The sequence below is a fragment of the Paenibacillus sp. FSL H7-0942 genome, assembly GCF_045040715.1.
Classification (GTDB): Bacteria; Bacillota; Bacilli; order Paenibacillales; family Paenibacillaceae; genus Paenibacillus; species Paenibacillus amylolyticus.
Genome location: NZ_CP150279.1, coordinates 1,130,373 through 1,154,615, shown reverse-complemented (window position 1 = coordinate 1,154,615; position 24,243 = coordinate 1,130,373). Strand labels below are relative to the sequence as shown.

Sequence of the window (24,243 nt, the reverse complement as noted above, 5' to 3'; positions counted from 1 at the left end):
TAACATCAGTCCGATTTCTGTACTTGGATTTCATCAGATTCACCTTCAATAATTATGAACATTTATTCCCCCCCTCGCGATTTGAACCTTCATTACCAAAAAAACCGAAAAGGCAACCCGTCAAGCGGGCCACCTTCTGCATTCTATCCCTTGTAAAAAGGGTTCCACCCTATGCCTTTGCCCGATGGCATCGCGCCAGGCACCCCATCCGCTTCAAGCAGCGGACGGACAACTAACTTCACGGGCCACTCCCTACTCTCAAATATCGCATGAGCGAGCGCGGCCCGGTCGGATTCGGGAAGCTGCACATGTTGCAGCGCTTCCCTCCAAGCCTGCTCCGTGATCTCCCATAACTTCGTTTGCGGGATGTGATACACTTCGCTAAGTGCCTCCATGATCGCAGCCAGATTCACCTGCGTCCCCAGAGACTGTACATAGAAGATCAGCTTCTGGATCGTCTCGTTATACAAGCTGTTCGAGTAGCCAGGTCTAATATGATAGGCGGGGTCTGCAATGCCATGTTTGTCCAGATAAGGCTGATGCAAACGCACGGAATCATGATCGCGGAACAATAGACCTTTTACCTGACTATCCCGTAACACCAGACAGCAGTTCTGTCCATGAATCTCAGGTACAACGCCCACCTTGAACAGACGCATCACGATATCATAAAACGTCGTAGCTATACTGGCATAAAAGTCGAGAACATTCGTGTTGCTCAGGTTTTCCCCCAGAATTTCCGTTAATAGATGATGCCCTTCCAGATTCACACCCAGTGCGGCCATTGGGATTACTTTGTAATCTTCACCCAATAACTCAGCCGGATACACACGAATCTGTGCAGCCAGATGGCGTGGATGATCATCGAACAGTCCCATGGATTCTGGCATAAAGCCCCACCAGTTCTGCTCTTCACACATATACACCTTGTCCTTCAACGTCTCGTCACAAGCAACGGCCTGCCTTAACATGCGTTCTCCAGCAAGACCATTCAGAAGTTTGACTACCGGAAGATAACGAGCAGCCCCCAGAGACAGCACACTAACCGGTAGCTTGAGCATTAGGGTGGATTCAATTGACGGAGCCATCGAGCGCAGAGAGGATGTGGCCTGTACGTCGCCCACTTCTATGTCCAATACGACAATGCTACCCTCTTCGATCTCTCCAGTAAAGCGGGGCAGAATCACATGCTGCAATTGCCACGGGTGAACAGGCATCGGCAGATATTCGTTCAACGTGATCCCTTTTCGGGCAAACTCGGCTTCCAACACTCCGCGCTGAACATCGTCTAACACATCCAAAATGGACAATCTATCTTCACACCCTTGCTGCACGGCATCCAACCGTATAGCCACCCAGCGCAACGAAATCGCCTTCCCGAATTCTGCTGCATACCGTGTTACATCTTCTGCGTTGAATCCCACCTTGGCTTTGGACGATGGGTGAAATGGACGATCCCGCAATGCCGCAACGCGCTCCCCCTTGATAAACCATTCATAAGCAGAAGCCGGGACGTTAGCGGACAGATACTGGACTTGTTCCCAGCCCAAAGCATACTGCTCCACAGCAATGTCCAGACTAACCAGGAATTCCGCCACCCCAGGCTGCGCATAGGCCTTATCCGACAAAGCCCTCTGTAACACCGCACGTCCAACTTCTGCCGGAGTATCAAGGAGAACCCAGCTTCCATCAGTTTTCTCCTCGTAGATCGGTGAACCCTGAACCCACTGAGTCCCCTGTCTTACTCCAGTTTCAACCAGACACAGCACGCCTTGAGTGTGCAATCTATAGCGAGACGCTACATTATGATTATGCTCTTCGCTGTCATATCCCTTGTACAATCGACGGAACGGTGCAGGTGCTGCGGTAAAATCAATTAATGGGTGATCCTCCAGTGGGATTAATTGCTCCGACAAAAATGAATTCATCAGATCCGCCATAATCCGGCGTTCAGCGGCTTGCAGACTGGAACGTTTCATCAGTGTTGACATGATTATTGTCCTCCGTTAGATAATGGAATGCCGGGTGCGGATGCCCCAGAAAATCATGATGCGAGATGGTCCAGCAATAAGCCCCAGACTTTTCAAATACAACAATGTCTCCCACGCGCAGCAGTGCTACCTCCGCATCAGCATGCATGCGATCCTTGGGTGTGCATAGCTCACCTACGATATGGACTCGATGACCTCTTACCTCTGGCCGGACAAATGAATGCTTCCAACGGTCCGTCTCCATAATCTGGAACGGGTGGTTATGTCCCCATGAAGCAGGCAGACGATTGTGATGTGTACCTCCCCTTAACACAGCAAAATGCTGATCATGAGAGGTTTTGATATCCGTAACTTCTGCTGCGTAGTACCCATGGTCTGCCACCAGTAGTCGACCCGATTCAAAATACAGCTGACCTCCGCGTGAAGCAAGGCGCTCTCTGGCTTCACTTTGCTCCAGCAGGGAAGTGAACAAGGGCCAGTCGAATCCGGGGCTGCCATCATACGTAACACCGAACCCACCTCCTGCATTCACCACTTCCACAGGAAGATCATACTGTTGCTGCCACTGTTCCACCTTTTGCAAATACAACTCGATCATCTCGGCGTGCAGCCTTGCATCCATATTGTTGGACAAGGAGTGAAAATGGAACCCGCTTAACCGAACCACACCCGCGCCTTCCACACGAATGAGTTCAATGGCTTCTTCCACCGCCTCTTCATCTATTCCAAAAGGACTCGGCCCACCGCCCATGACAATCTTCGTCCGAGGTAACGTACTGCTTCGCAGATTGATTCGGAGCAGAATGCGCACCTCCTGCGCTTGCTTCTGTTGTTGCTTGTGTTTCGGCTCATTTTCTTGCACTTGCTCCTGCTCCATCGCCCTCTCTTTCGCAATCGCAATGATGCGCCGAAGTTCCAACAGACTCTCCACATGGATGTAACTCACGCCCTGCTCGATCGCCAGCCTCAGTTCGCTCTCCTTTTTACCCGGACCTCCAAACAGAATTGGAACCTCGCGACTTACCGCTCTAACCTTCAGCAGCTCTCCAATTGAAGCCACTTCAAAGCCCTTCACAAATGGAAGCAGCGCCTCAATGATCCGCGGATCAGGATTCGCCTTAATGGCGTAGAACAACTGTGTGTTCCCAGGCATGCTGTCCAACATCTGATGTACCTGTTCCTGAATGCCAGCCAGATCGTATACATACGCACATACCGGATCTTCCATCCCTCGTTGCAGTTCATCTATCGCATGCCATACACTAGGTTTCATATCTGCCCACCCGCATTCCTGTAGTCATTCCGTTTTTGGGCATACGCCCGAAACGCGGTATTCCGATCATCACCAAGCACGTATATATGTACTCCCCGCTCAGCCCAGAGAGACATATCCTCCACACCTCTGGTGACCGTTGCATAAGGTACTTCGCACTGCTGGGCGGTAGCATGTAATTCATCCAGCGCACGTCTCACATCCGGGTGCTCGGTCTGCCATGGCACACCGAGGGATTGCGACAGATCCGCTGCCCCTTCCAATACAAAACTCACCTGAGGGTGAGACAGAATCTGTGCACTTTGCCTCACGCCCTCCGCACTTTCAATCATGGGGACAACCATCACCTGTTCGTTCGCTTCTTCAATGTATTCTGTGAGCGGATATTTCCCAAATACACCGGGACGACCACTATTCAAGCTCCGCATGCCAACCGTATGATAGTAGGCGTGACGAACCGCTTCTTCCACCTGCTCCAGTTGCTCGACATGCGGAATGACGATGCCTTGTGCGCCACAGTCCAGCACTTTCAGAATCTCCGCTCGCTCCACTTTTGAGATACGTACCAGCGGGGTTAGGCCGACCAGTTCAGCCGACCTGATCAACTCTTCCACCGATTCCATCGATGTTGCGGCATGTTCCAGATCAATAATGACAAAATCATATTCCGCATGTCCTATCATCTCGACGATCACCGGGTGTGGTATGGATACAAAAAGACCGTATACGGGCTGTTTGCGTGCAATTTTTTCCTTCAGCGTATTAATCCTCATTCGACGATTCCCTTTAATTCGGGTGTTCCATTTGATTCAAGTACATCCTTTGATATCTTGAGCGGATTGCTCGCTTTGCGGAAATATAACTCTCCATCCCCATACAGACGGCGCTTGGTCATCTCTTCGATCAGTGCATCTTCGGCAAAAAGGTCAAATGCAACGAACCGTTCCGTGTACTCCGGGTGCTGCTTCTGATAATCCACAATTACACCTGCGCACAGCTGCCAGAACGCTTCCTCCGACAACCCAAACTTCTCCAAAGCCAGCGCAATATCTGTCATGCAGATAAAAAAGAATGCATCATACGTATAGTCCCGGACTTCCGACACATCTCCGGCATAGATGAAGGAATATCGATTGAACTTGCGGTGGGTTTCCGGCTCGGGGTTCAGCTTCGGTGCCCGTTCCGGGTGCAACAGTTGATCTGGTACATAGCGAACTCCATCATGCAGATCCTTGATAATGATTCGTTTCGGCAGATCATCTTCCAGTACCAAAATGATATTCTGAGCATGAGATTCCAACGCAATCCCGTGTGCATAGAGCAAATGTATAATCGGAAGAGTTACCGTGCGAACAAGGGCCTCGCTCCACTTTTCCACACCATGTCGTTCTACAGCATCCTGGATAAATGGAACACCATCCGGCTGCACCAACATCAATGCATTCAGCGGCCACGCCGTCTCACCTTGCTTCAGGTGAACCGATACATTCTCCCGCCAGATGGCACCAAGTGTACCGTAGGCCCGTCCATACTGGGTTGCAGGCAACTGCTCATAACGGAACGACAATCCCATGATTTCTTTTAAAATGCCAAACTGCGCCTGCTGCAACAGCTCATCTTCACGAACAAGTTCATCCAGCCAATCGCTGATCAGCGGTGCGTTCTGGGTCGTATGCTGTGCCAGAATACGTGTGCTCGACGTGTTGGTGATGCTAAGGGCCAGCTTGATGTAAGGGGCTTCCAGATTCACCCGATTCGACAGCGAACGGATCGACTGCTGCGCACGATATGGCGAAGACGATGGACCAAGATACACGATGTCTCCATCCATCAGTTGACGGGCATATACCGATTCCAACTGGTGCTCCCACTGCCATGGATGAACCGGAATGAATACATATCGATCACCTGCGTCAGAAGCTATTCCTATACCAACATTGCCGTCTTCCCTACCCGAGCTACGGACTGTTTCGCCTTTTTCACGAACTGCCCCATGAAGCTTCGCTTGGATTATCTCTCCAACGCTCTCACGAACTTCGGTACTGCTCCCCAACTGATCTGCACTCGCCCCATATGCGTTGACGTTCTCACCCGTGTCCGTAAAACCTTGTTGTTGCAGGATCTGTTGAAATCGCTGTACGTCCTCTGCGGTCAGATGTTGTCCCACCAGTTCTTCCAAGCTATAACCCGCGGATACAGCGGTCTGAGCAAATTCTTTTTTCACAGCAACCCAGACTAATGAAACCTTCGAGTTAAATTCAGGGCCATAGGCCAGATTGTCTTTCAAAGAAAATCCCAGCCTCGACTTATAACTCGGGTGGTACAGATGACCGTCGGTCATGTGACTTTCGAGCGCATCATAATGCCGATCTTCATTCGGAATGTTCAAGGGTAATATTGCCCGGCACTGGCTGTCCTTTGCCATCGTTTCGAGTAGTTCCTGGATAAAAGCCGTCACATTTGCACCCTTCAAAGCGTTCAGCACAATTTCCTCCAAAAACAGATCCAGATCGGTGCACGGTACGCCTTCTCTTTGGATCGAACCCTTCTTCACTTTCACCCGGCCAAATGAAAACTTTCGCTCCGCTTCACATGTGTACGCCACAGAATGACCGGAAGATGTAAGTCCCTCGGTTCGCCATTCGCTCCCACTTACATGACTGTCCAGAATGCCTTCGAACCACATTGCCTCCAGTGTCTGCCGCATGATCCGTTCCTGTACACCCACGTAGACTGCTTCTGTCCTGCCGCCTGCTTCAGCCCTGTATCTCACGACTCCCACGCACTTCACTCCCTATTCGTTTCATTACATTGCTCACCGGCACGTAGGCCGGGGTCTGGCTGATCCCTCTTACACAACTCACCAAGTTTTGTTTGGCCAGAAATGCATCCGTTGTCAGCAGATGTCGTACATATGCATTGCCCGTTCGTTCCAGCTCCTCCACAAGTACCTCACGTACCTGTTTCCAGAAATGCTCCTCCGGGACGTTCACATCTCGCGCCATCGCATGAATCAGAGACCCCAGATGATTGACGATAAAATAGTACGATGTCCGCGCCCAGGCTTTCTCTCGCGAATAAAATAATAAATCGGACGCAGCACGATCCTGCTCACTTATAAGTTCCTCATCCACACTGACCCCTTCCAGATCGCGGACGATAAACTCAACAGGCAACCCATCCTTTAAGGTCACAAGGGTATTCTGCAAATGGGCTTCAAAATGAATACCTTTCTCTCCCGCCGCCTGTACAATCGGTAGCAGAGAACATTTCAGATAACGTTCCAGCCAACGCTCGGCAATGTCACGTCCACCACCCAGCATCGTCATCAGTCTCGACCGCATCCCAGGAAGCGGCGCTTCAACCAGACTGGATAAGACATACGTATTCTCGACATCAAACTCAATGGGCCGATAAGCTATCGTAAACAGACTGGTTAACTCTTCATCTTCAAAAGCACAAGTCGCTACGCCTGTCTCATACGCAATATGTGTGTTCGGTTCAGCACCGAAGCAGTCATGCTGCCTGACGTACTTGGAGGCATCCAGTGTTCTGCGCATCTGCTCAGCACTGTTAGTGCGAATCATGTTGGTGATCTGCATGTTCAGTGACAGCTTGATATTGCAGTTCCATTCGGGAACATAAACTGTACGGACCGAAGAAGTTGGATAGACGATAGGCCCCGCACTACCGAGTAGAATTAATTTTTCATCTCGAAAATAGGACTGTACCCCGGACAATCGTGATATGTACGCGTATTGCCATGGATGGACAGGCAGCAGCCCATACATTTCACTCTTTTCTTTTAAAATAGGCTCCACATGGCTCCACAGTAAGTCTTGCAAATCCATTGCCGCCTCGTCATCGACCCATGCCTGCACGTAGACATCCTGCCTCACGGCGATATAACAGAGTTGAAATGATGTCCGTAACTCCGGACTGTACTTCTGCACATCCTGCTCGCTGAAGCCTTTGGAGTTCTTCGGAAACGGATGGAACGGATGACCATACAACAGTGACTGTTCCGATGTGCGATAATCGTGGATGTCGAGACCGGCTGCTTGTTCGATATACAACGTAAGGTTGCCCACACTGTTATCAACCTTTTGTGCAAAATCTCTGGCATACGCCAGCTCTACACGATTCATATTCTCACCCAATGGATGTACATTCTCCAGCTCAAGTGAACGCTTCATTTCCATCACACTTTTCATCATTCCATGTTGATCCGAACTCGCTCCCTGTTCCCCATTCCCGCTTAGCTCAGATGTGATCCAGCGAACCAGGTCGCGATAATGAACGGTTTCCCCGCCAGATTCCATGCTGAGGTATTCATGCTCCCCCATGGCAGAGTAATAAGACAAGCGTCCTGTCACCTTCACCCTACTAGCTTGAAAAGTAACAGTGTACGACAGCGTGTTCGGATTGATCCGAATATCGCTTTCCTTCTCTAGCGCAAGCTCACGGATGTAACAGTTCAACAGCAGTTTGCACGAATGTTCATGGGCCTGCTGCTCAGCCTCAGACCGGAGCTTGTTTTCCATCTCGAACAATGATGCCAACCTTCTTTCGGGTTATAAGTAAGACCAGGGGAAGTGTAAGCAGTATGGCGCAGCCAAGTCCGATACAGATCTCTTTGAGTGCTCCCCATTTTGCCATCTCCATGGACGTTCCTGCCCCGGCAAGCCATTGCCAACGCATATCGTAATACAGGGTCAAGCCCATCACCGCAAACGAAGAAGCCAGACGCTCAATCGTGGTTGATAACACCGACCCTTCGTGCATGTCTTCGTCTGCTAATGCTTGCAGACCAATCGCAGAGATGCTCATACCTGACAGGCCAACGCCAATTCCCCGGCATGCCATGAGCATCCCTATGATCCAGATCGATGCTCCCAGGGGCAGAACCGCAAACGACAAGATCGATATCGACACCAGCAACGTCCCCCATGCGATAAAATGTATGGACCGACCGCGATCCAGCAAGCTGCCGCCAATCCACATGAACAGACTTGTACAGATCGATAAGGGAATGAACAGTGCACCGGACAGGGCCGGTGACAGGTGGAAGACGTCCTGGAACAATAGTGGCAATGCAAAGATCACGCCAAACATGACACAATCCTGAATGGTCGAGATCAGCACGGTCAGCGGAAAGACGGCATTACGCCGCAGCAACTGGTACCGGATCAGCGGTTCCTTGCGACCGTTCTCTGTCTGGACAAAACGAATGAGCAGCACCACACCGAGCGCAATCAGCATCCAAGGTACCCATACTGCCACGACAGGACTTGCGTACAACTGTACCCCCAGACTAAGGGCACCTACAGCGCAGATCAGCATTATGACACTGGATGGATGCCATTTTTTCCTACGGGCAGGGATATAGGTTTGAATGACTCGACCGCAGCCGATCAACGAGAACACAGCTAACGGCACATTGAGCCAGAACAACATTTCAAGCCGTCCATACTGAATGATGAAACCACCCAGCGTAGGCCCGGCAGCCGGAGCCAACATAAGAAGCAAGCCCCACGCTCCTGTAATTCGTCCCCTTACCTCCGGTCCGTAGACATCAAACAGCAGCACAAGTGATAACGGAATCATCAGCCCCGCGGCAACGCCATGCATGAAACGAACCAGCAACAGTACCTCAATAGAGTGATAAAACAACGCACCTGCTACCGAGAACAGTCCATAGATACTGATCCCCAACATATACGTCTGCTTACGCCCCAGTCGGTCCACAATCAGGGACGCCACCGGCATCGTTAACGTCATAGCCAGCATGTACAGCGCGATAATCCACCCGCCTGCTGTCGTAGAGATCTGATAGTATTGCACAAAATAAGGCAGCAGCAGGTTAAATGCACTGTTGGTCAGCACCAGCGAAAAAGCACCGATTAGAATCGCGAGTAATACTGCATGCCTCTTCATCAGAGAAAGCTTCAGCATGCGGCCGTTGCTGAGGCAATCGCTTCAGCTACCGATTTCTCAAAGATCGCAAGGATTGCACTCGTTTCTTGCTCCGTAATATTCAGCGGCGGCAGAAAACGAACAACAGCTGAATGACGCCCGCCCAGTTCTACAATTAATCCATTCTTGAAACATTCACGCTGAATAGACTCAGCCAGCGCACCATTAGGCAGATAATGTCCCAGACGATCCTTGCGTCCCATTGGATCAACCACCTCAACACCAATCATCAGTCCTCTGCCTCGCACATCACCAATCTCTGCATACCGCTCTTTCAATGAATTCAGTTGATTCATGAACTGCTCACTGCGCAGATGCACGTTGTGTAGAACATCCTGTTCCCGAATATAACGAAGTGTAGCAAGTCCCGCTGCCATGGCTAGCTGATTGCCACGGAACGTACCTGTGTGTGCACCAGGTTGCCATTGGTCCAGCTCTTCTTTGTAGATGACAACAGACATCGGCAAACTTCCGCCAACTGCTTTGGAGCAGACAATTACATCGGGTACAATCCCGGCATGTTCAAATGAAAACATCCGGCCTGTCCGTCCAATGCCTGTCTGCACTTCGTCGATAATGAGCGGAATATTTCGCTCTGCTGTGATTCGACGCAGCTCCCTCAGCCATTCAATGTCTGCCGGAATCGCCCCGCCTTCGCCCTGGACCGTCTCCACAATGACTCCGCACGGTGCGGCAATCCCACTCTCGCAATCATCGAGCAGGTTCTCGATATACTGTGCGCTCAACCGGGCCGTCATGCCCTCACCAACACCAAATGGGCAGCGGTATTCATAAGGAAACGGCAGGAAATGAACATCGGGTAGCAGGCTTTGCAGATGTTGTTTCTTGCTCAGGTTGCCACTCATCGACATCGTCGCTTGGGTCGAACCGTGATAACCTCCCTGAAAGGCAAGAATAGACTTGCCACCTGTTGCATGTTTGACCAGCTTAATGGCTGCTTCTACGGCATCCGCTCCGGTTGGACCACAGAACTGGATTTTGGCTTTGTCTCGCATCTCTGCCGGGAGAATGGAAAACAGTTCTTGCATATATGAAAGCTTCAGCGGCGTTGCCAAATCCAGTGTATGAAGCGGAATTTGCTGATCCAGAACATCGCGAATGGCGTTGACCACCGTGTCATGGTTATGCCCCAACGCTAATGTTCCTGCACCCGCCAGGCAATCGTAGAATACGCGGCCTTCCGTATCGGTAATCTTCACCCCATGGGCCTTGCTAATGACAAGCGGGAAATGTCTCGGGTACGATCTTGCATTGGATTCCTTCTCATTTTGCATCTTCAGATATTCCGTCTGCACCTCTACTGACATAGCCCTCTAACGCTCCTTATAATCGATTCAGGCTGAACCTGCTGCCTGTGATTCTTGTTCTACATTTTGCATATGACCTGGTATTGGTTCAAAATCATGGTGAGGTCCGAATTAAATGATGGTATCCGTTATCCGTTATCCGTTATCCGTCATATATTGTCATCTATACGTTGTTATAAGCTATATTTATTTATATTCAAGTTGCTCCTGACACAGGTATTCCAGGTATAACCGAACCACATCACGAGTTGTTCCACCATGGGGAAAGACGTGGTGTGTCAGATCTGGCAAGGCGTTCACTTCCAGGATGCCTCCCAGATCTCTGGAGATCGGGGTGCGGATATCATGACAACGAACATCGACTCCTGCTACATCGATCTGAAGAGTCTTTGCCGCCTGAATAATCATCCGGGCATTTTCGGGATGAATGATTTCGGTACAATCCTTGTAGAATTCACTGATTTTTCCGGCGGCAGAATTGCGGAGATTGTACAGCTCGATTTCTTTTCCGGCGTCAGGAACTTCATCCAGTGTTGTCCCTTGTGCATGTAATACCTCCAGCAGTCGTTCCGTTTCTGCATTAACCTCGGGAAATGCTTCATACTCGCCAATGGGTGTCATCTCGATTCGTCCCTGATTCAACTGCTCAATTAACGCCCGAACGGTTGAAGTTCCGTCTCCCTCAACATAGACAGGCCGATACTGGTTCACAGCCGCCACTTCACCGTTAATGATCAGCACTCTGTAATCGATTCCGGTCACATATTGCTGTAACATAATGCTGCTGCCGTGGACACTCGCAAGATGAATGGCTGCCTCCAGTTCTTCTTCAGTACGCACATCCAACGTCACGCCCATGCTGCTGCTCGCATCCAGCGGTTTCACTACAATAGAGCCGTATCTATTCAGAAAAGCTACTGCTTCACTCCTCATCTCCGGGATCACGATAAATGATGGTACAGGCATCCCCTGTTCATGCAACAACATATTACATGCCTGCTTGTTCTTCGCGAGCAGTCCAGCGATTAACGGCAGACGATGAGATCTGGTTTTGTTAATGATGATCTCTTGGTCCCCTACAGACAGCTTCAGAAAATCTTCGCATCCCTCAAGAAGTGGCTCACAGGTGATACCCATTTCTCTCGCTTTGCTTATAATGAGTCGGTTTTGCAGATTATGAATCCCTTTCGGAAACACTGAAAATCCTCCTCGATCGAATGAAAGTACTCGCTCCTATATAAGTTGAATTAAAGATTATTTACGCTGACACTACAATGACAGAACAACCTTCCAATCGCTGTTATCCCCAGATTTTTTGAATCCCTTATACAAAGGGGAAATCCGGTGATAAAGGCGCAGCTTATGCTTCCGATGCAGCTTTCTTGCAGAAAACTTGTAGCTCCGCTTCTTCAGATCTGTTCTGCCCCCTCCGTTAACGTGTGAAATTTGAATTCAACTTATATTGCTCATACGTTCATCAATTTTTATTGTAATTTAATATTGATAATGATTATCAATATCATACAAAATCTATTTTATGGCAATTCGAGTTATATTGTCAATAATAAACTTTTAAGGAAAAATAAGATTGAATTTTGTGTAGGTTTGAGTCGATGCTGGTATGCTTTTATCGAATAATAGGCACAACAAACCGGGCAAGCTTGGGACATGGTTTTACCAACGGCTTGCCTAATTTGTCTTTATACAATGGAGTCGATGTGGAGTTTTGAATAATTTATTAAACGAATCAAAAGTAGACTTTTTGATCCTCAAGCCAGTTGAGTATAACGCTGTTCCCCATTCAGCTTCCTTCCTCTTCCATGTGGTATGCAGGTTGGTGTGCCAAACAGTGGATCAACTGCAATCTCACACTCCATCTGGAAAACCTTACGAACCATCTCCTGTGTGACAATATCTTCCGGTTTTCCTTCTGCGTAGATCGACTTGTTGTGAACAGCCACAATGTGATGCGCATAACGACATGCCAGGTTCAGATCATGAAGTACCATAACAATCGTGCGTCCTTCCCGTTCGTTCAAATCAAACAACAGATCGAGGATATCAATCTGATGTGTCATATCCAGATAGGTTGTAGGTTCATCCAATAGCAGCGTTTCGGTACCCTGCGCAAGTGTCATCGCAATCCAGGCACGCTGACGCTGTCCACCGGACAATGCATCCACAGGTCGATCCGCGAGTTCTGTCAGATGTGTGGACTCCAGTGCCAGCTTGACCATGCGCTCATCCTCTCGTGACCATTGCTTCAGCCATGTTTGATGTGGATAACGTCCTTGCTTAACCAGTTGGTTCACCGTCAAGCCTTCCGGAGCGGTCGGGCCCTGCGGCAGGATGGACATGCGTCTTGAAATTTCCTTGGTCGGCAGCTTTGCAATCTCTTCGCCATCCAGCAGCACCGAACCGGAGCTGGATTTCAGCAACCGGGCCATCGTACGCAGCAGCGTAGATTTGCCACAGCCGTTGCTGCCAATGAGGACGGTAATCTTTCCCTTGGGAATGGTCAGGTTCAAATTTTCAATAATGGGATCTGCTCCATAGGAGATCGTAAGCTCCTTGGCTTCCAGAATACTCACAGCTCTCTCCTCCTCAAAACTGATTTCGATTCTTGAACAACAAATACAGGAAAAATGGTGCGCCTACGCCTGCGGTGAATACCCCTGCGGGAACATCCAGCGGTAGAAAGGCAGTGCGGGCAATCAGATCTGCCGCAAATACAAGCAGAGCACCAACCAGTCCAGACACAATCAGCATACTGCCAAACATCCGTCCAACCAGCTTTCGGGCAATATGTGGAGAGATAAGGCCTACAAAACCAATGGTTCCGGCAACCGCAACGGCGATTCCCGCCAGCAGTACACTGCATAACAACAACGCTGAACGATGCCGCTGCACAGTTACACCCAGCCCTGTGGCCAGATCATCCCCGAACTCCTGTGCATTCAGGCTACGGGCGAACCAGATCGCCAGCGGTATAACAATTACTATAACCGGTAAAATCGTTCGGACATCGGTCCACGATGCTCCGTATATACTTCCTGTCAGCCAGATATAGGCTTGACCTGCCGTGTAGAACGGACTCAGGATCAGCATAAAGGTCGTCCCGGCTCCGGTAATGGCCGATACCCCAATGCCGATCAGCACCAGACGGATCGGACTGACTCCCTTTTTCCAGGCAAGCACATAGATGATCAAAGCCGTCACAATTGCGCCAGCGATGGCGAACAATGGCAACAACTTGATACTTACCGCTCCACCTAACAGCGTAACAAAACCTACAGCTGCAACGGCCGCGCCGCCGGTGATGCCGATGACATCCGGTGAGGCCAGCGGATTACGGATAATGCCTTGCAGAAGTGCGCCTGACATACCGAGGGCTACTCCTACGAGCAGAGATAATAGCACCCTTGGCAGTCTTAAGGTCAGCACGACGAAGTCATGCTCTCCTGCATTCAGACCAAATATCGTTCTGAGCACATCCAGCGGAGAAATAAAGTCACTGCCTACACTGGTACCGACCACTCCTGCCATCAGGAACAATAGGATACATACACCGATGACAACCAGTGATTTTCGTTCCATTTGCACTGAGACAGTGTCTTTTTTGTTGCGAAAAGTCAACACCTTCCTCATATCTTCGTCACCCCCTTGCGGGCAATATACACGAAGAAGGGTCCGCCAATCAGTGCAGTCATGACACCGAGTGGAACTTCCTGCGGCATGATCACCAACCTTGCAACCACATCCGCGGACAGCAACAGAATCGCTCCCCCTACAATAGAGTAAGGAACAAGCCAGCGGTAATCGTTGCCTACAAATGCACGCATGATATGCGGGACAACCAGACCGACGAGACCGATCGAACCGGCTACGGCAACCGAACCACCCGCCAGCAATACCGTAACAATTCCCATGAGCACCTTGACCAGAAGTACATTCTGTCCCATGCCTTTGGCGATATCGTCACCCGTCAAGAGCAGATTGATGGCTCTGCCCATGAACAAAGAGACAATAGCTGCGGCTGTCATGTACGGCAGAACAGGATATAACATATCCAACGTCCGTCCACTTACTGAACCGGCAAGCCAGAACAGTACATCCTGCAATCCGGTTCCATCCAGCACCAGAATGGCCTGTGTGAACGAGGCAAATAACGCGGAGATTGCCGTACCTGCCAGTACAATTTTGATCGGTGTCAGGCCATCACGACCTAGGGAACCTAGCCCATATACAATTGCCGCGGCTACAGCAGCCCCTGCAAAACCAAACCACATCATGGTAGTGAGCGAAGATACGGACAATACAACAATGGCAATAACAATAAAAAAGATCGCACCAGAATTGATCCCGAACACACTTGGTGATGCCAGCGGGTTACGTGTCAATGCCTGCATCAGCCCACCCGCCACTGCCAAACTTGCTCCTACAACAGCAGCAATAACCGTACGTGGCAACCGTTCCGTCAGCAGAACCACATGTTCCACAGAACTTTCGTCATAGAATTGCAGTGCTTCCCATACCATCTGAAACGTGATATGCGTACGTCCCAGAATCATACTGGCTAGGCAAGCAAGTAGAAGTAATATGAATAAACCAACCAGTCCATAGATCTTGGCGCTTGCCTTTGTAAAAAGGGGAAACATACTCTCACTCTTTCATCTGTAAAATGATAAAAGACCTGCCTGCCCATACACTTCGTTAACGAATGTTCTGGTGCATGGCAGGTCCTGCTCCTGTTCGTTAGTTCAGGTTGAACTGCTTATATAGATCGTCCAGCATCATGTTGGCTGATGTGTATCCACCTGCCATGTTCCAGGCCACTTCATCGACCTGAACCAGTTGGTTATTCTTGACTGCATCAAGGTTTTTCCACAGTGGACTGCTGGTCCAATCATCATAATTTTTCTGAATGGCATCTGTTTCTGTGCCTGAATTGAAGTTGAAGATCATGTCTGCATTCATATCTGGAATGTTTTCTTTGGAAGTCAATTCAACTCCCCATGTGTCTGCGTCATGTCCGGCAGGTCTGGTGAACCCAAGTTCATTCAGAATCTTACCCGCATATCCCATGTAGAAAATACGAACCTGATCGGCTCTAAAGTTCGTGATGGTTGCTTCAATTGGCAGACGATCCCCCATTTTCTCTTTGAAATCAGCTACACGGCCATCCCAATCAGACAACAATTTATCCGATTGCTCAACCCTATTCATCGCTTCCCCAACAGTTTTCACCGTTTCTTTCCAGTCAAAAAGCGTCTCCGTCACTACCGTTGGTGCGATCTGCGACAGTTGCTCATAGATCTCTTCATGTCTGATCTTCGTAGCAATAATCAAGTCGGGTTTCAACTTGTTGATCTCTTCCAGATTGGGTTGCGATTCCTGTCCTACTTGTGGAACTCCGTCCAGATCTGCTCTCAGATATTCATAGACTGGCTGCTGAACCCAGGATTCCACCACGCCTGTCGGTTTCACGCCAAGTGCAACAACGACATCATTCGCACCCTGGAACAGTGTCACGATCTTTTGCGGGGTTCCCTTGATTGTGGTTTCGCCCATGGCATGTTTGATCACTCGGGTCTGATCTTCAGTCGCACTGGCAGTTGTATCACTTTCATTATTGCTCTCATTGCTGCTTGCAGCTTGGCTGGACGTATTTGTTGTCTCGGCACTTCCACCCGAAGCACAACCAGCAAGTAGTGAAATCATCAGAATAAGTGCTGCATAAATGTATAGATTTTTCTTTACTTTATACATGAAATCCGTCTCCCCTTTTTTATCTAAATGATATTGAATCTCATTATCAATTGTATTGTAATGGAGATGAAATCATTATACAAGCATTTTATTTGGAAAAACTTTTCACTCCCTGTCGAACTCTGTAACTTCATAAAACAACATTAAATAAAGATAAATTAACTAAACCAATACAATATATATCGATACAATACGCCTCCACATAAACCATATATGTAATTTTTTTCTTACCTGCTAAATATACAAATCTCTCTTCTTACTTTTAGCTTCATCTAATACATGTCCTTTTTGCTGGTGAATCATTAATCATTCATATGCGTTTGATTGATGAATTTACTGTAAAACAATTCCTGTAATTTCTTGTTGTACTATGTTAGATTATCCATTGGAATAAAATCACATCTATAGATAGGGGATATTAACACGTGAAGAAATCATGGGTACTATCAATCATTATGAGTTTTGTCTTGCTCGGCGGGGTGTTCGCACCTGTAGGGTCCTATGCCGCTGCTGCGGATGACTCAGCCACTACATATTCGGAAGACGAATACTATGAAGAAATTGACACGTCAGAACAAGAACCGATCCCTACAGTCGAAGAAGAAGATTTCCTCAACTACCTTGATCAGTTGGATATGGCATCGTTATATGAGGAGAGAGCCTTCAATGCTTTGGGAGGTGGATTTTACATTACATCATCCAATCGCAAGTCCGTTTTCTTGAAACTGACCAATACAGCGATTCCTAACTACACCAAATATGTATCCAAGCTGAAGATGATCAAACCGCAAAATGCGGAATTGCAAAAAATCCATGCCAACTTGATCAAAGGTAGCTATACACAGCTGGAAGGATTCCAACTCGCTAAAAAATCTGTCTCCAAAACAACGGTAAACAGCGCTGTCCTGAAACAAGCCAATGCCAAAATTGCTACCGGCAAGAAAAATATCGAGAAATTTCACAAAGAATTCTCTGCATACGCCAATAAACTTGGATTTGATTTATAAAAAACAGTAATTGCAGATATGCGTCCTACATTTCGAATAAAACAATTTGAAATTTAAGGAAAAAAAGTGTTTTCTTTTGCTGAGTTAGTTCGTATAATAGCACTATAATCAAAAGGCTATGCTGCCGAAAGGTACAACCTCGTGAACAATTGAGGTTGTGCCTTTTTTTGCGTTTAATGGCCACTTTTATCTGAATTTCATCATCTGACGAGGAGTGATTTACATGATTCTTGAAGCCGTTTACCATCGCCCCAAACTCAATTGGTCCTATGCGTATGACCGCTCGACCATGCACCTGCGACTTCGGTCCAAACGTGGGGACCTGGATGCGGTGATTGCGATTACGGGAGACAAATATGCCTGGGATCGGACGATCACACACACCCCTATGCATATCTTTGCCCGGGATGAAATGTTCGATTATTGGGAAGCTGAGACTTCACCTCCCTATCGCCGATTACGGTATGGTTTCCAACTGATTCAAGGAGAGGAATCGGTCTGGATGACGGAGCGCGGATTCGAGCAGGCGCTGCCTGATCATCCGCTCGAATTCTTTGATTTTCCATTTATGAATCCAGTCGACATTTTTGAACCGCCTGCCTGGGTTAAGGACGCTGTGTTTTATCAGATTTTCCCTGAACGTTATGCCAATGGTGATCCATCCCTCAGTCCCAAAAATGCTGAACCCTGGGGAGGAGAACCTACACCGGTGAACTTCTTCGGCGGCGATCTCCAAGGTGTGCTGGATCATCTGGATCATATAAGTCAGCTCGGCATCAATGCCATTTATTTCTGTCCGTTGTTCGAAGCCACGACGAATCACAAATACAATACAGGCGATTACATGAAGGTTGATCCTCACTTTGGAACCAATGAACAGTTCAAGGCGTTCGTGGATGCCTGTCATCAGCGCGGCATACGTGTCGTTCTGGATGCGGTGTTCAACCATTCCGGCAGAGAGTTCCCTCCTTTTGTCGATGTCATGAAGAATGGAGCTGCCTCTCCCTACGCAGATTGGTTCTATATCAAAGATTGGCCGCCGCGTGTGGAGGATGGTATACCGACTTATGACACCTTTGCCTTTGAACCGCTCATGCCGAAACTGAACACGGAACACCCTGAAGTGAAGGCATACCTATTAGAGGTAGGACGTTTCTGGATTGAGGAGATGGACATTGACGGATGGCGGCTCGATGTGGCGAATGAGGTGGATCATCAGTTCTGGCGCGAATTCCGTCAGACGGTAAAAGCCATTAAACCTGACGCCTATCTGCTCGGTGAGATCTGGCATGATTCGCTCATGTGGCTTCAGGGAGACCAGTTCGATGCCGTGATGAATTATCCGTTTACCAATTCGGTATTGGACTATACGGTGCACGGCAAGCTCGACGGACTCGCATTTGCCAATGAGATCGGCAAACTGCTCGCAGCCTATTCACAGCCTGTGACCGAAGCGTCCTTCAATCTGCTCGGAAGTCATGATACACCCAGACTGCTGACCTTATGTGATGGAGACCAGCGCAAGATGAAACTTGCCGTTACGTTACTACTTACGTATCCAGGTGTGCCATGTATCTATTATGGAGATGAAGTGGGACTTGATGGGGGATATGATCCGGGTTGCCGCAAGTGTATGGAATGGGATGAGACCAAACAGAATCGCGATCTTCTGGAATTCTTCACCCGTACGATTTCCCTTCGCAAACAGCACCCTGCCCTGCGCAGCACGGAACTGAAGATTGTATATGCAAAAGCCGGAGACCCTTGTCTTGCCATCGAACGATTGGATTCGCATACGGGAGAGCGCATGCTTCTTGTTCTTAATGCGGGTGATGAACCATGCACCCTTGAACTCCCCTTGGGAGATCATAGCATCTGGCGAAATCTGTTCACATCAAACACCGTGGAAGCTCGTCAAAATAAACTGACCCTCGATCTGGAAGCATACGGATTCTCCCTGATGCAACTTGAAGTTAAACAGCCAGCTGAGGCCTGAGATAAATACAGCTAACAAGGGAAAATAACTTCAAAGAGGCTGTCCTCCAGGTGATATGCTCCCCATAAAGTAGACAGGTGAAATAATAAAATCCTGTTACTGTATGGGTAGCATATCAGACCAAGGACAGCCTCTTCTGTATCTTATACGTCATATTCTAACAAACCCAGCACACCTTATTCGCTTCATTATACGCGGGTTAAATGCCTAACGAATCAGAGAGACCTTATTTCGCCCAATACGTCGATTTTCGAGACCCGAAGCCGTATTTTTGAAGCAATAACGTTACTGAGATTCGTTAGGTTTTACTTTTCTTGATTATCCCCTCAATACGATGTTTGAGGTTCGTTAGCGATACCGATTCAAGCAAGGTGAAACTCTTCGAGGCTGCGACCTATTTCCCAGCCGAGGCGAAGGGTGTCGAAGTCATTGGTTTTCGTATTTTCTTCATTCTTGAACTTACGAGCGCTCCCTGTGTAATTACGATTTTCTGCGGAATTTTGTATGAAGGCAGCTTGTCCTGACAATATTCCCAGATGGATCGCCGCAGATCGGTGAGAGTACATTCTGTAGCCAGCCGGATAGTCACCTTCACCCTCTGACCCGTGATACCACTCTGTTCTCCCGAAACTACAGCCGCTTCAATACATTCCATCTCTTCCAGAACACCCTCGACCTCGGCAGGATACACTTTCCGTCCCCCTACGTTAATGATCTCGGAACGACGTCCCAGAATACGAATGTAACCCTGCTCCAGCACAACTTCATCCCCAGTACGTAGCCACCCGTCCTCTGTAAAAGGTGAAGGTGCATTCAAATATCCGATCATCGCAGTTTCGGTATGGATCTGTAATTCTCCTTCCACCACCCGGTACTTGACCCCTTCATCTTGAATGGAAAACAGCAGCGAGCCTGGCTCTTTGGAGCGGGTTGGCAGAATGCCAAGTTCAGACATGCCATAGGCTTGTATCGTCCTTAGTTGTGGAAATCTCCGGTTCCAGGCTGCCAGTACGGATTCAGGCATCACTTCCGATCCGTATGACACAACTTCGAGACTCGACAGATCATACCCCTCATCATTTCTACCCAGCAGCAACAGATTCATAAATGTTGGAGAGACCGGAAGAGCCTGCACACGAAACTTCTCAATCGTTCGGCACACTTCTTCGGGAGATCGATCTGCAATGATACAGAGACAGCCCCCACTGGACAGGGATTGCAGCATTGTATTCACACCGCCGATATGATCAAACATCATGAATGGAATCGTTCGCAAAGGCCGAACCTGCCGCCGAAAACCATGTAACAGCCGATCTGCACGATGCACAGTCGCTTTACTCACTCCCGTTGATCCGGATGAAAAGAGTACAAGTCCGCCTACGCCTTCTTGTGCCAGCGAGGATAACAACACAGGAACCTCTCCAGATAATTCACATGTTTGCCGAATGCACAACTTGCCTTCTTCAACGCCCAAACGCCACTTCACCTGTGCCAGCTGGATATATTCCTCTCGTTTGGCTTCAACCAGGTTCCGATCCATGGGGAGCACGATACACCCTTGTCCGAGCAAAGCAACCAATGCTGCCGCTGCATAGGGGGAATAGTCTTCCTCCAGCGTTACAAGTTGCCCAGTCAGCCCTTCTGCTGTAATCCACTTACTCATGATGCCAACCTGTTCCAGCAGCCACCGATAGCTGTACTCCTGTTCCTTCCAGATCAGCGCAGGTTGCTGTCCCTGTTCCGCGAATCGTTCAAGCAAGAATTGGTTCAACATGTTGCATCCTCCTTACCGGCAGGCGCCCATTGCTGTGCGAGATAATCAACAAGTGAACCCACGGTCTGATATGGGCTTTCCGGCATAGAAGCAGCAGCCATCTCCGCCAGAGCAGTTCCCATTCCCGTACCCCAACGATCTTCGATTCCCTGCTCTACCACTGCAAGCAATGACACGAGTTCCAGCGAATCCAGTTGCCCACTTCGTCCGTACAGTGGAGCGTTACCACCCTCACCAAGTGGAATCGTGGTATTATGGTACGCGTTTAACTCCCGGCAACTATCCAATACGATACGGAGCAAATCCTCCCTGTGTTCTTGTCCAATCATCAACACGGCCTGACGTGGGAAGCAATCTGCCTGAGGTATGGACTGTCGAAGTGACTCATACCATTGCCATTCATCGGTGACCAACATTTTAATTACACTTGTTAGCTGTACTTTCCACTGCTCACGCTGCTTTATCCGACTGACCTGAAGCATATTATAGGCCTTCTCCCAACGTACAATGATCTCGCTGAATTCTCTCGCATATTGATCAAATGGAGAACCGAGCCATAAGACAGACTCCTGAAGAAGATCTCGAAGAAAATATCGACTCCATCGCATATCAAACAGCAGACCCGATATTAACATTTCATTGGCCTGATCCCCTTCATTCGCCCCAAGCAGTGCATCTAAGAGTCGCAGAGACACCACATGTCCAAAATGAAAATTCCGCTCTCCTTGCGTAATCGTCCGGCCTGTCAGAAATTCTTCAATCTGCGTTGTTAACGCCTGGATCAACATGTCTCGGTAACCGTCATAGTCCAGCTTCACAGTCGCCCGAATGTCCATGGTGCCATACGTTCGGAGTTCTTCTTTGCGTTTGGCATGCGCAAGCTCGGGGATACTTCGGTTCCCTTTCCAGAAATCATGAAAGGCTGCTTGAGCAACCTTCCCCTTATACTTGGAGGGCACGGGATCGTAGACATGAACATGCTCATCATCCAGACCATATACGGCAATCCAATGGTCTACCAGATGCAGTCGGGAGCTTTGCTTCACGTGTTTGCGAATGTACTCGGGATTCTGATAATCCTCACAGTAAGGCAGATGATAACTGGTTCCTGTAGCCAAAAAAAGCCCACCTTCGCCAATATGCTGCCGGATCTGCGTCTTGCCTTCCTCAAAGCTGTCCAGCTGTCGCTGACCATACATCTCCCAGATCGGCTCTGCATAATCCAGCTTGTGAAAATAAGGCTTCACCAGTCCGTTATCCCCGCACGAAGGAAGGCTGTACAACCGACTTGCCGCCAGCAGTGCAAGACTTGTGATGGATCCTTGTCGATGGAGCACTTCATGAATCAGAGGAAAATTGCAGGGATAATAATAAGGAATGTCCAGCACTGGAGCGAATGAAGGAATGATCATTTTGGGCCTCCTGTTCCCGTTTTGGCTGACGTACTGCCCCAGGATTGGATTAGGTAATGCACAGACATATCATCTGTCGCTCGAAATACCCGATTGGCAATAGGTTTGCCATCCACATCGGTCTCGAAACGACGGAAACCGCGAGTAAACCGGAAGGAGAACCCACTATCTCGCGGGACTCGATAACAACCTTCATATCGACCTTTACCAGAACGGACAAGCTTCATGCCCATCCCACCATATATCGTTTCCTCCGAGTCTTCGTCGGGAGCTACCTCTGCACCAATGCAGACCTCCACATGATTGGACAATTCAGGAACGACCGTATAGATGCGTGTAGCAGACAGTTCCCCCATAGTCAGTGTGATGGATGCATCTCCAATACCGACAGGAACCAACTCTCCACTCGCATGAACCTGAAGTACATTCGGGTCACTCGAAGTATAATTCCCATGCAGCAGACTCTGAACCAATCCACTCTCGTAGTGCATTTGTGCATTGATACACACGGTCATTCCACCCTCTAGTCCGATGACATCCCTTCCAAGCAGTTCGAGCGAGGAGGGCTTACCCACGTGGCCGAACATGTACAGTAACGGGAGGTGAAGGCGTGCTCCCCAGTCACCTTCCTGATGACAGGCACCCTGCTGTTCCAGAAATGCCAATTCCTCACCCGATCCTACTCCGCGTTCAAGTACTTGATGAGCTACCCTTCTGACCTGGGAAGGCAGAAACAATCCTTCCGTATCTCCAATATCCATCCACATTCGAACGTCGGGTACCTCTTCTGGCAAGCGATACATGTTTTCTTCCAACAGTCCGCTCTCCGATGTTTCGTCTAACTGCACATCCACATAAAAAGGCGACATCATGATCATTTTTCCGAAAACATCCGGATTTCGCATCCCCATGTGCAATGTACAAAGTGCTGCGGCAGATGAACCCAACAACCCGGTATTCGACTTGTCTGGCAACGTCCGGTAACGATGATCAATGATCGGCTTGAGCTCATGCATGATGAAATGTTCATAGGCGATGCCTGAACACCCCACACTCACGGCCTCTCTCTCCGGAGCGACGAAGTGATAGAATTCGTTGTGTGTTACTGGACGGACATGCGTAATGCCGACAATAATCAGGGATTCAATCTGCCCGGAGGCAATTAGTCCGTCCGCTGCCTGATCCATGTTCCATGTTTCATTGCCTGGCCGGGATGGACCAAAAGCCCGCTGCCCCGCATGAACGTACAGAACCGGATAATGCCGAGCTGCCTGCTCATGGTAACCGGGCGGGAGGTACACATAAATGTTGCGGATATTGCCCAGCCGCGACGCCTGAATGCCTTCCAAACATTCGATGACAGAATGGGTACTCAACGATCATCAACCGCCTCTCTTCTCCCGATTCGACTGTATAATACAAATAACCCCGCCTCAGAAGAGACGGGGTTGTCCTAGAACACACGTAAGTGTCCCGGGATACATAGCCCTTATATTGTGAATCTGCGAATAGTTTAAATCCCCGGACGTGCTTTTGTAAACATAAAAATAGAAAATAAATGCTCCCAAAAAAGTTATTGACATAAGATCCAATATTTCTTACGATAACGTTGTGATCATAACTCGAGGGCCATGCTTTTAAACCTGAGCGGTTTAGGACAACCCCGGTAACTCCCGAAGGAGATGCCGGGGTTGTTGGCGTGTCAAAAGGAGGGAAG

17 protein-coding genes are annotated in these 24,243 nt (G+C 48.9%); 2 read left to right on the top strand and 15 right to left on the bottom strand.

Annotated features, from left to right (window positions below):
- Positions 1-143 precede the first annotated feature (143 nt).
- From MHI48_RS05140 to MHI48_RS05085, 12 genes are all read right to left on the bottom strand, one after another.
- On the bottom strand, positions 144-1,991 hold the full coding sequence (locus MHI48_RS05140) for an IucA/IucC family protein (RefSeq protein ID WP_405143241.1): 1,848 nt from the start codon (positions 1,989-1,991) through the stop codon (positions 144-146).
- A complete protein-coding gene (locus MHI48_RS05135) occupies positions 1,951-3,264 on the bottom strand; it encodes a type III PLP-dependent enzyme (protein ID WP_076329388.1) in 1,314 nt (437 codons plus the stop codon). The genes MHI48_RS05140 and MHI48_RS05135 overlap by 41 nt, the downstream gene beginning before the upstream one ends.
- Positions 3,261-4,037, bottom strand: coding sequence for an HpcH/HpaI aldolase/citrate lyase family protein (locus MHI48_RS05130; RefSeq protein ID WP_076329387.1), 777 nt, complete (start codon positions 4,035-4,037; stop codon positions 3,261-3,263). Before MHI48_RS05130 ends, MHI48_RS05135 begins: the two co-directional genes overlap by 4 nt.
- Positions 4,034-6,046 carry an IucA/IucC family protein gene (locus tag MHI48_RS05125; RefSeq protein WP_405143239.1) on the bottom strand — a complete coding sequence of 671 codons (2,013 nt, stop codon included), beginning with the start codon at positions 6,044-6,046 and terminating at the stop codon, positions 4,034-4,036. Before MHI48_RS05125 ends, MHI48_RS05130 begins: the two co-directional genes overlap by 4 nt.
- Positions 6,021-7,808 (bottom strand): IucA/IucC family protein, encoded by a 1,788-nt coding sequence (locus MHI48_RS05120; protein WP_405143237.1) that lies wholly within the window; start codon positions 7,806-7,808, stop codon positions 6,021-6,023. The genes MHI48_RS05125 and MHI48_RS05120 overlap by 26 nt, the downstream gene beginning before the upstream one ends.
- Positions 7,786-9,219 carry an MFS transporter gene (locus MHI48_RS05115; protein WP_405143235.1) on the bottom strand — a complete coding sequence of 478 codons (1,434 nt, stop codon included), beginning with the start codon at positions 9,217-9,219 and terminating at the stop codon, positions 7,786-7,788. Before MHI48_RS05115 ends, MHI48_RS05120 begins: the two co-directional genes overlap by 23 nt.
- Positions 9,213-10,568 carry a diaminobutyrate--2-oxoglutarate transaminase gene (locus MHI48_RS05110; protein ID WP_405143233.1) on the bottom strand — a complete coding sequence of 452 codons (1,356 nt, stop codon included), beginning with the start codon at positions 10,566-10,568 and terminating at the stop codon, positions 9,213-9,215. Before MHI48_RS05110 ends, MHI48_RS05115 begins: the two co-directional genes overlap by 7 nt.
- Positions 10,569-10,754: 186 nt before the next feature.
- Positions 10,755-11,765 carry a hypothetical protein gene (locus tag MHI48_RS05105; RefSeq protein WP_405143231.1) on the bottom strand — a complete coding sequence of 337 codons (1,011 nt, stop codon included), beginning with the start codon at positions 11,763-11,765 and terminating at the stop codon, positions 10,755-10,757.
- A gap of 572 nt (positions 11,766-12,337) precedes the next feature.
- Entirely contained in the window at positions 12,338-13,159 is an 822-nt protein-coding gene (locus tag MHI48_RS05100; protein WP_405143229.1) for an ABC transporter ATP-binding protein, read from the bottom strand.
- A gap of 13 nt (positions 13,160-13,172) precedes the next feature.
- Positions 13,173-14,216 (bottom strand): FecCD family ABC transporter permease, encoded by a 1,044-nt coding sequence (locus MHI48_RS05095; RefSeq protein ID WP_405143227.1) that lies wholly within the window; start codon positions 14,214-14,216, stop codon positions 13,173-13,175.
- On the bottom strand, positions 14,213-15,226 hold the full coding sequence (locus MHI48_RS05090) for an iron ABC transporter permease (RefSeq protein WP_076329380.1): 1,014 nt from the start codon (positions 15,224-15,226) through the stop codon (positions 14,213-14,215). The genes MHI48_RS05095 and MHI48_RS05090 overlap by 4 nt, the downstream gene beginning before the upstream one ends.
- Positions 15,227-15,323: 97 nt before the next feature.
- Complete coding sequence (locus tag MHI48_RS05085) at positions 15,324-16,337, bottom strand: ABC transporter substrate-binding protein (protein WP_036672595.1); 1,014 nt, start codon at positions 16,335-16,337, stop codon at positions 15,324-15,326.
- A 425-nt stretch (positions 16,338-16,762) separates the two neighbouring features.
- Here MHI48_RS05085 and MHI48_RS05080 point away from each other — a divergent pair, with 425 nt between their 5' ends.
- Positions 16,763-17,344, top strand: a complete 582-nt coding sequence (locus MHI48_RS05080) for a hypothetical protein (protein ID WP_076329379.1) — start codon at positions 16,763-16,765, stop codon at positions 17,342-17,344.
- 223 nt (positions 17,345-17,567) lie between these two features.
- Positions 17,568-19,340, top strand: a complete 1,773-nt coding sequence (locus MHI48_RS05075) for an alpha-glycosidase (protein ID WP_076329378.1) — start codon at positions 17,568-17,570, stop codon at positions 19,338-19,340.
- 394 nt (positions 19,341-19,734) lie between these two features.
- Here the strand turns inward: MHI48_RS05075 and MHI48_RS05070 are convergent, their stop codons facing one another.
- Genes MHI48_RS05070 through MHI48_RS05060 form a run of 3 tightly spaced genes read right to left on the bottom strand, consistent with a single transcriptional unit; the run spans position 19,735 to position 23,902 of the window.
- Entirely contained in the window at positions 19,735-21,114 is a 1,380-nt protein-coding gene (locus MHI48_RS05070) for a fatty acid--CoA ligase family protein (RefSeq protein WP_076329758.1), read from the bottom strand.
- Positions 21,108-22,526 (bottom strand): hypothetical protein, encoded by a 1,419-nt coding sequence (locus tag MHI48_RS05065; protein WP_076329759.1) that lies wholly within the window; start codon positions 22,524-22,526, stop codon positions 21,108-21,110. Before MHI48_RS05065 ends, MHI48_RS05070 begins: the two co-directional genes overlap by 7 nt.
- Positions 22,523-23,902, bottom strand: coding sequence for an esterase family protein (locus MHI48_RS05060; RefSeq protein ID WP_076329760.1), 1,380 nt, complete (start codon positions 23,900-23,902; stop codon positions 22,523-22,525). Before MHI48_RS05060 ends, MHI48_RS05065 begins: the two co-directional genes overlap by 4 nt.
- Between the last annotated feature and the right edge of the window lie 341 nt (positions 23,903-24,243).

Coding starts and splice junctions, on each gene's coding strand:
- MHI48_RS05140 (WP_405143241.1), bottom strand. CDS start 1,991: ATGTCAACACTGATGAAACGTTCCAGTCTGCAAGCCGCTGAACGCCGG.
- MHI48_RS05135 (WP_076329388.1), bottom strand. CDS start 3,264: ATGAAACCTAGTGTATGGCATGCGATAGATGAACTGCAACGAGGGATG.
- MHI48_RS05130 (WP_076329387.1), bottom strand. CDS start 4,037: ATGAGGATTAATACGCTGAAGGAAAAAATTGCACGCAAACAGCCCGTA.
- MHI48_RS05120 (WP_405143237.1), bottom strand. CDS start 7,808: ATGGAAAACAAGCTCCGGTCTGAGGCTGAGCAGCAGGCCCATGAACAT.
- MHI48_RS05115 (WP_405143235.1), bottom strand. CDS start 9,219: ATGCTGAAGCTTTCTCTGATGAAGAGGCATGCAGTATTACTCGCGATT.
- MHI48_RS05110 (WP_405143233.1), bottom strand. CDS start 10,568: ATGTCAGTAGAGGTGCAGACGGAATATCTGAAGATGCAAAATGAGAAG.
- MHI48_RS05095 (WP_405143227.1), bottom strand. CDS start 14,216: ATGAGGAAGGTGTTGACTTTTCGCAACAAAAAAGACACTGTCTCAGTG.
- MHI48_RS05090 (WP_076329380.1), bottom strand. CDS start 15,226: ATGTTTCCCCTTTTTACAAAGGCAAGCGCCAAGATCTATGGACTGGTT.
- MHI48_RS05085 (WP_036672595.1), bottom strand. CDS start 16,337: ATGTATAAAGTAAAGAAAAATCTATACATTTATGCAGCACTTATTCTG.
- MHI48_RS05075 (WP_076329378.1), top strand. CDS start 17,568: ATGATTCTTGAAGCCGTTTACCATCGCCCCAAACTCAATTGGTCCTAT.
- MHI48_RS05070 (WP_076329758.1), bottom strand. CDS start 21,114: ATGTTGAACCAATTCTTGCTTGAACGATTCGCGGAACAGGGACAGCAA.
- MHI48_RS05065 (WP_076329759.1), bottom strand. CDS start 22,526: ATGATCATTCCTTCATTCGCTCCAGTGCTGGACATTCCTTATTATTAT.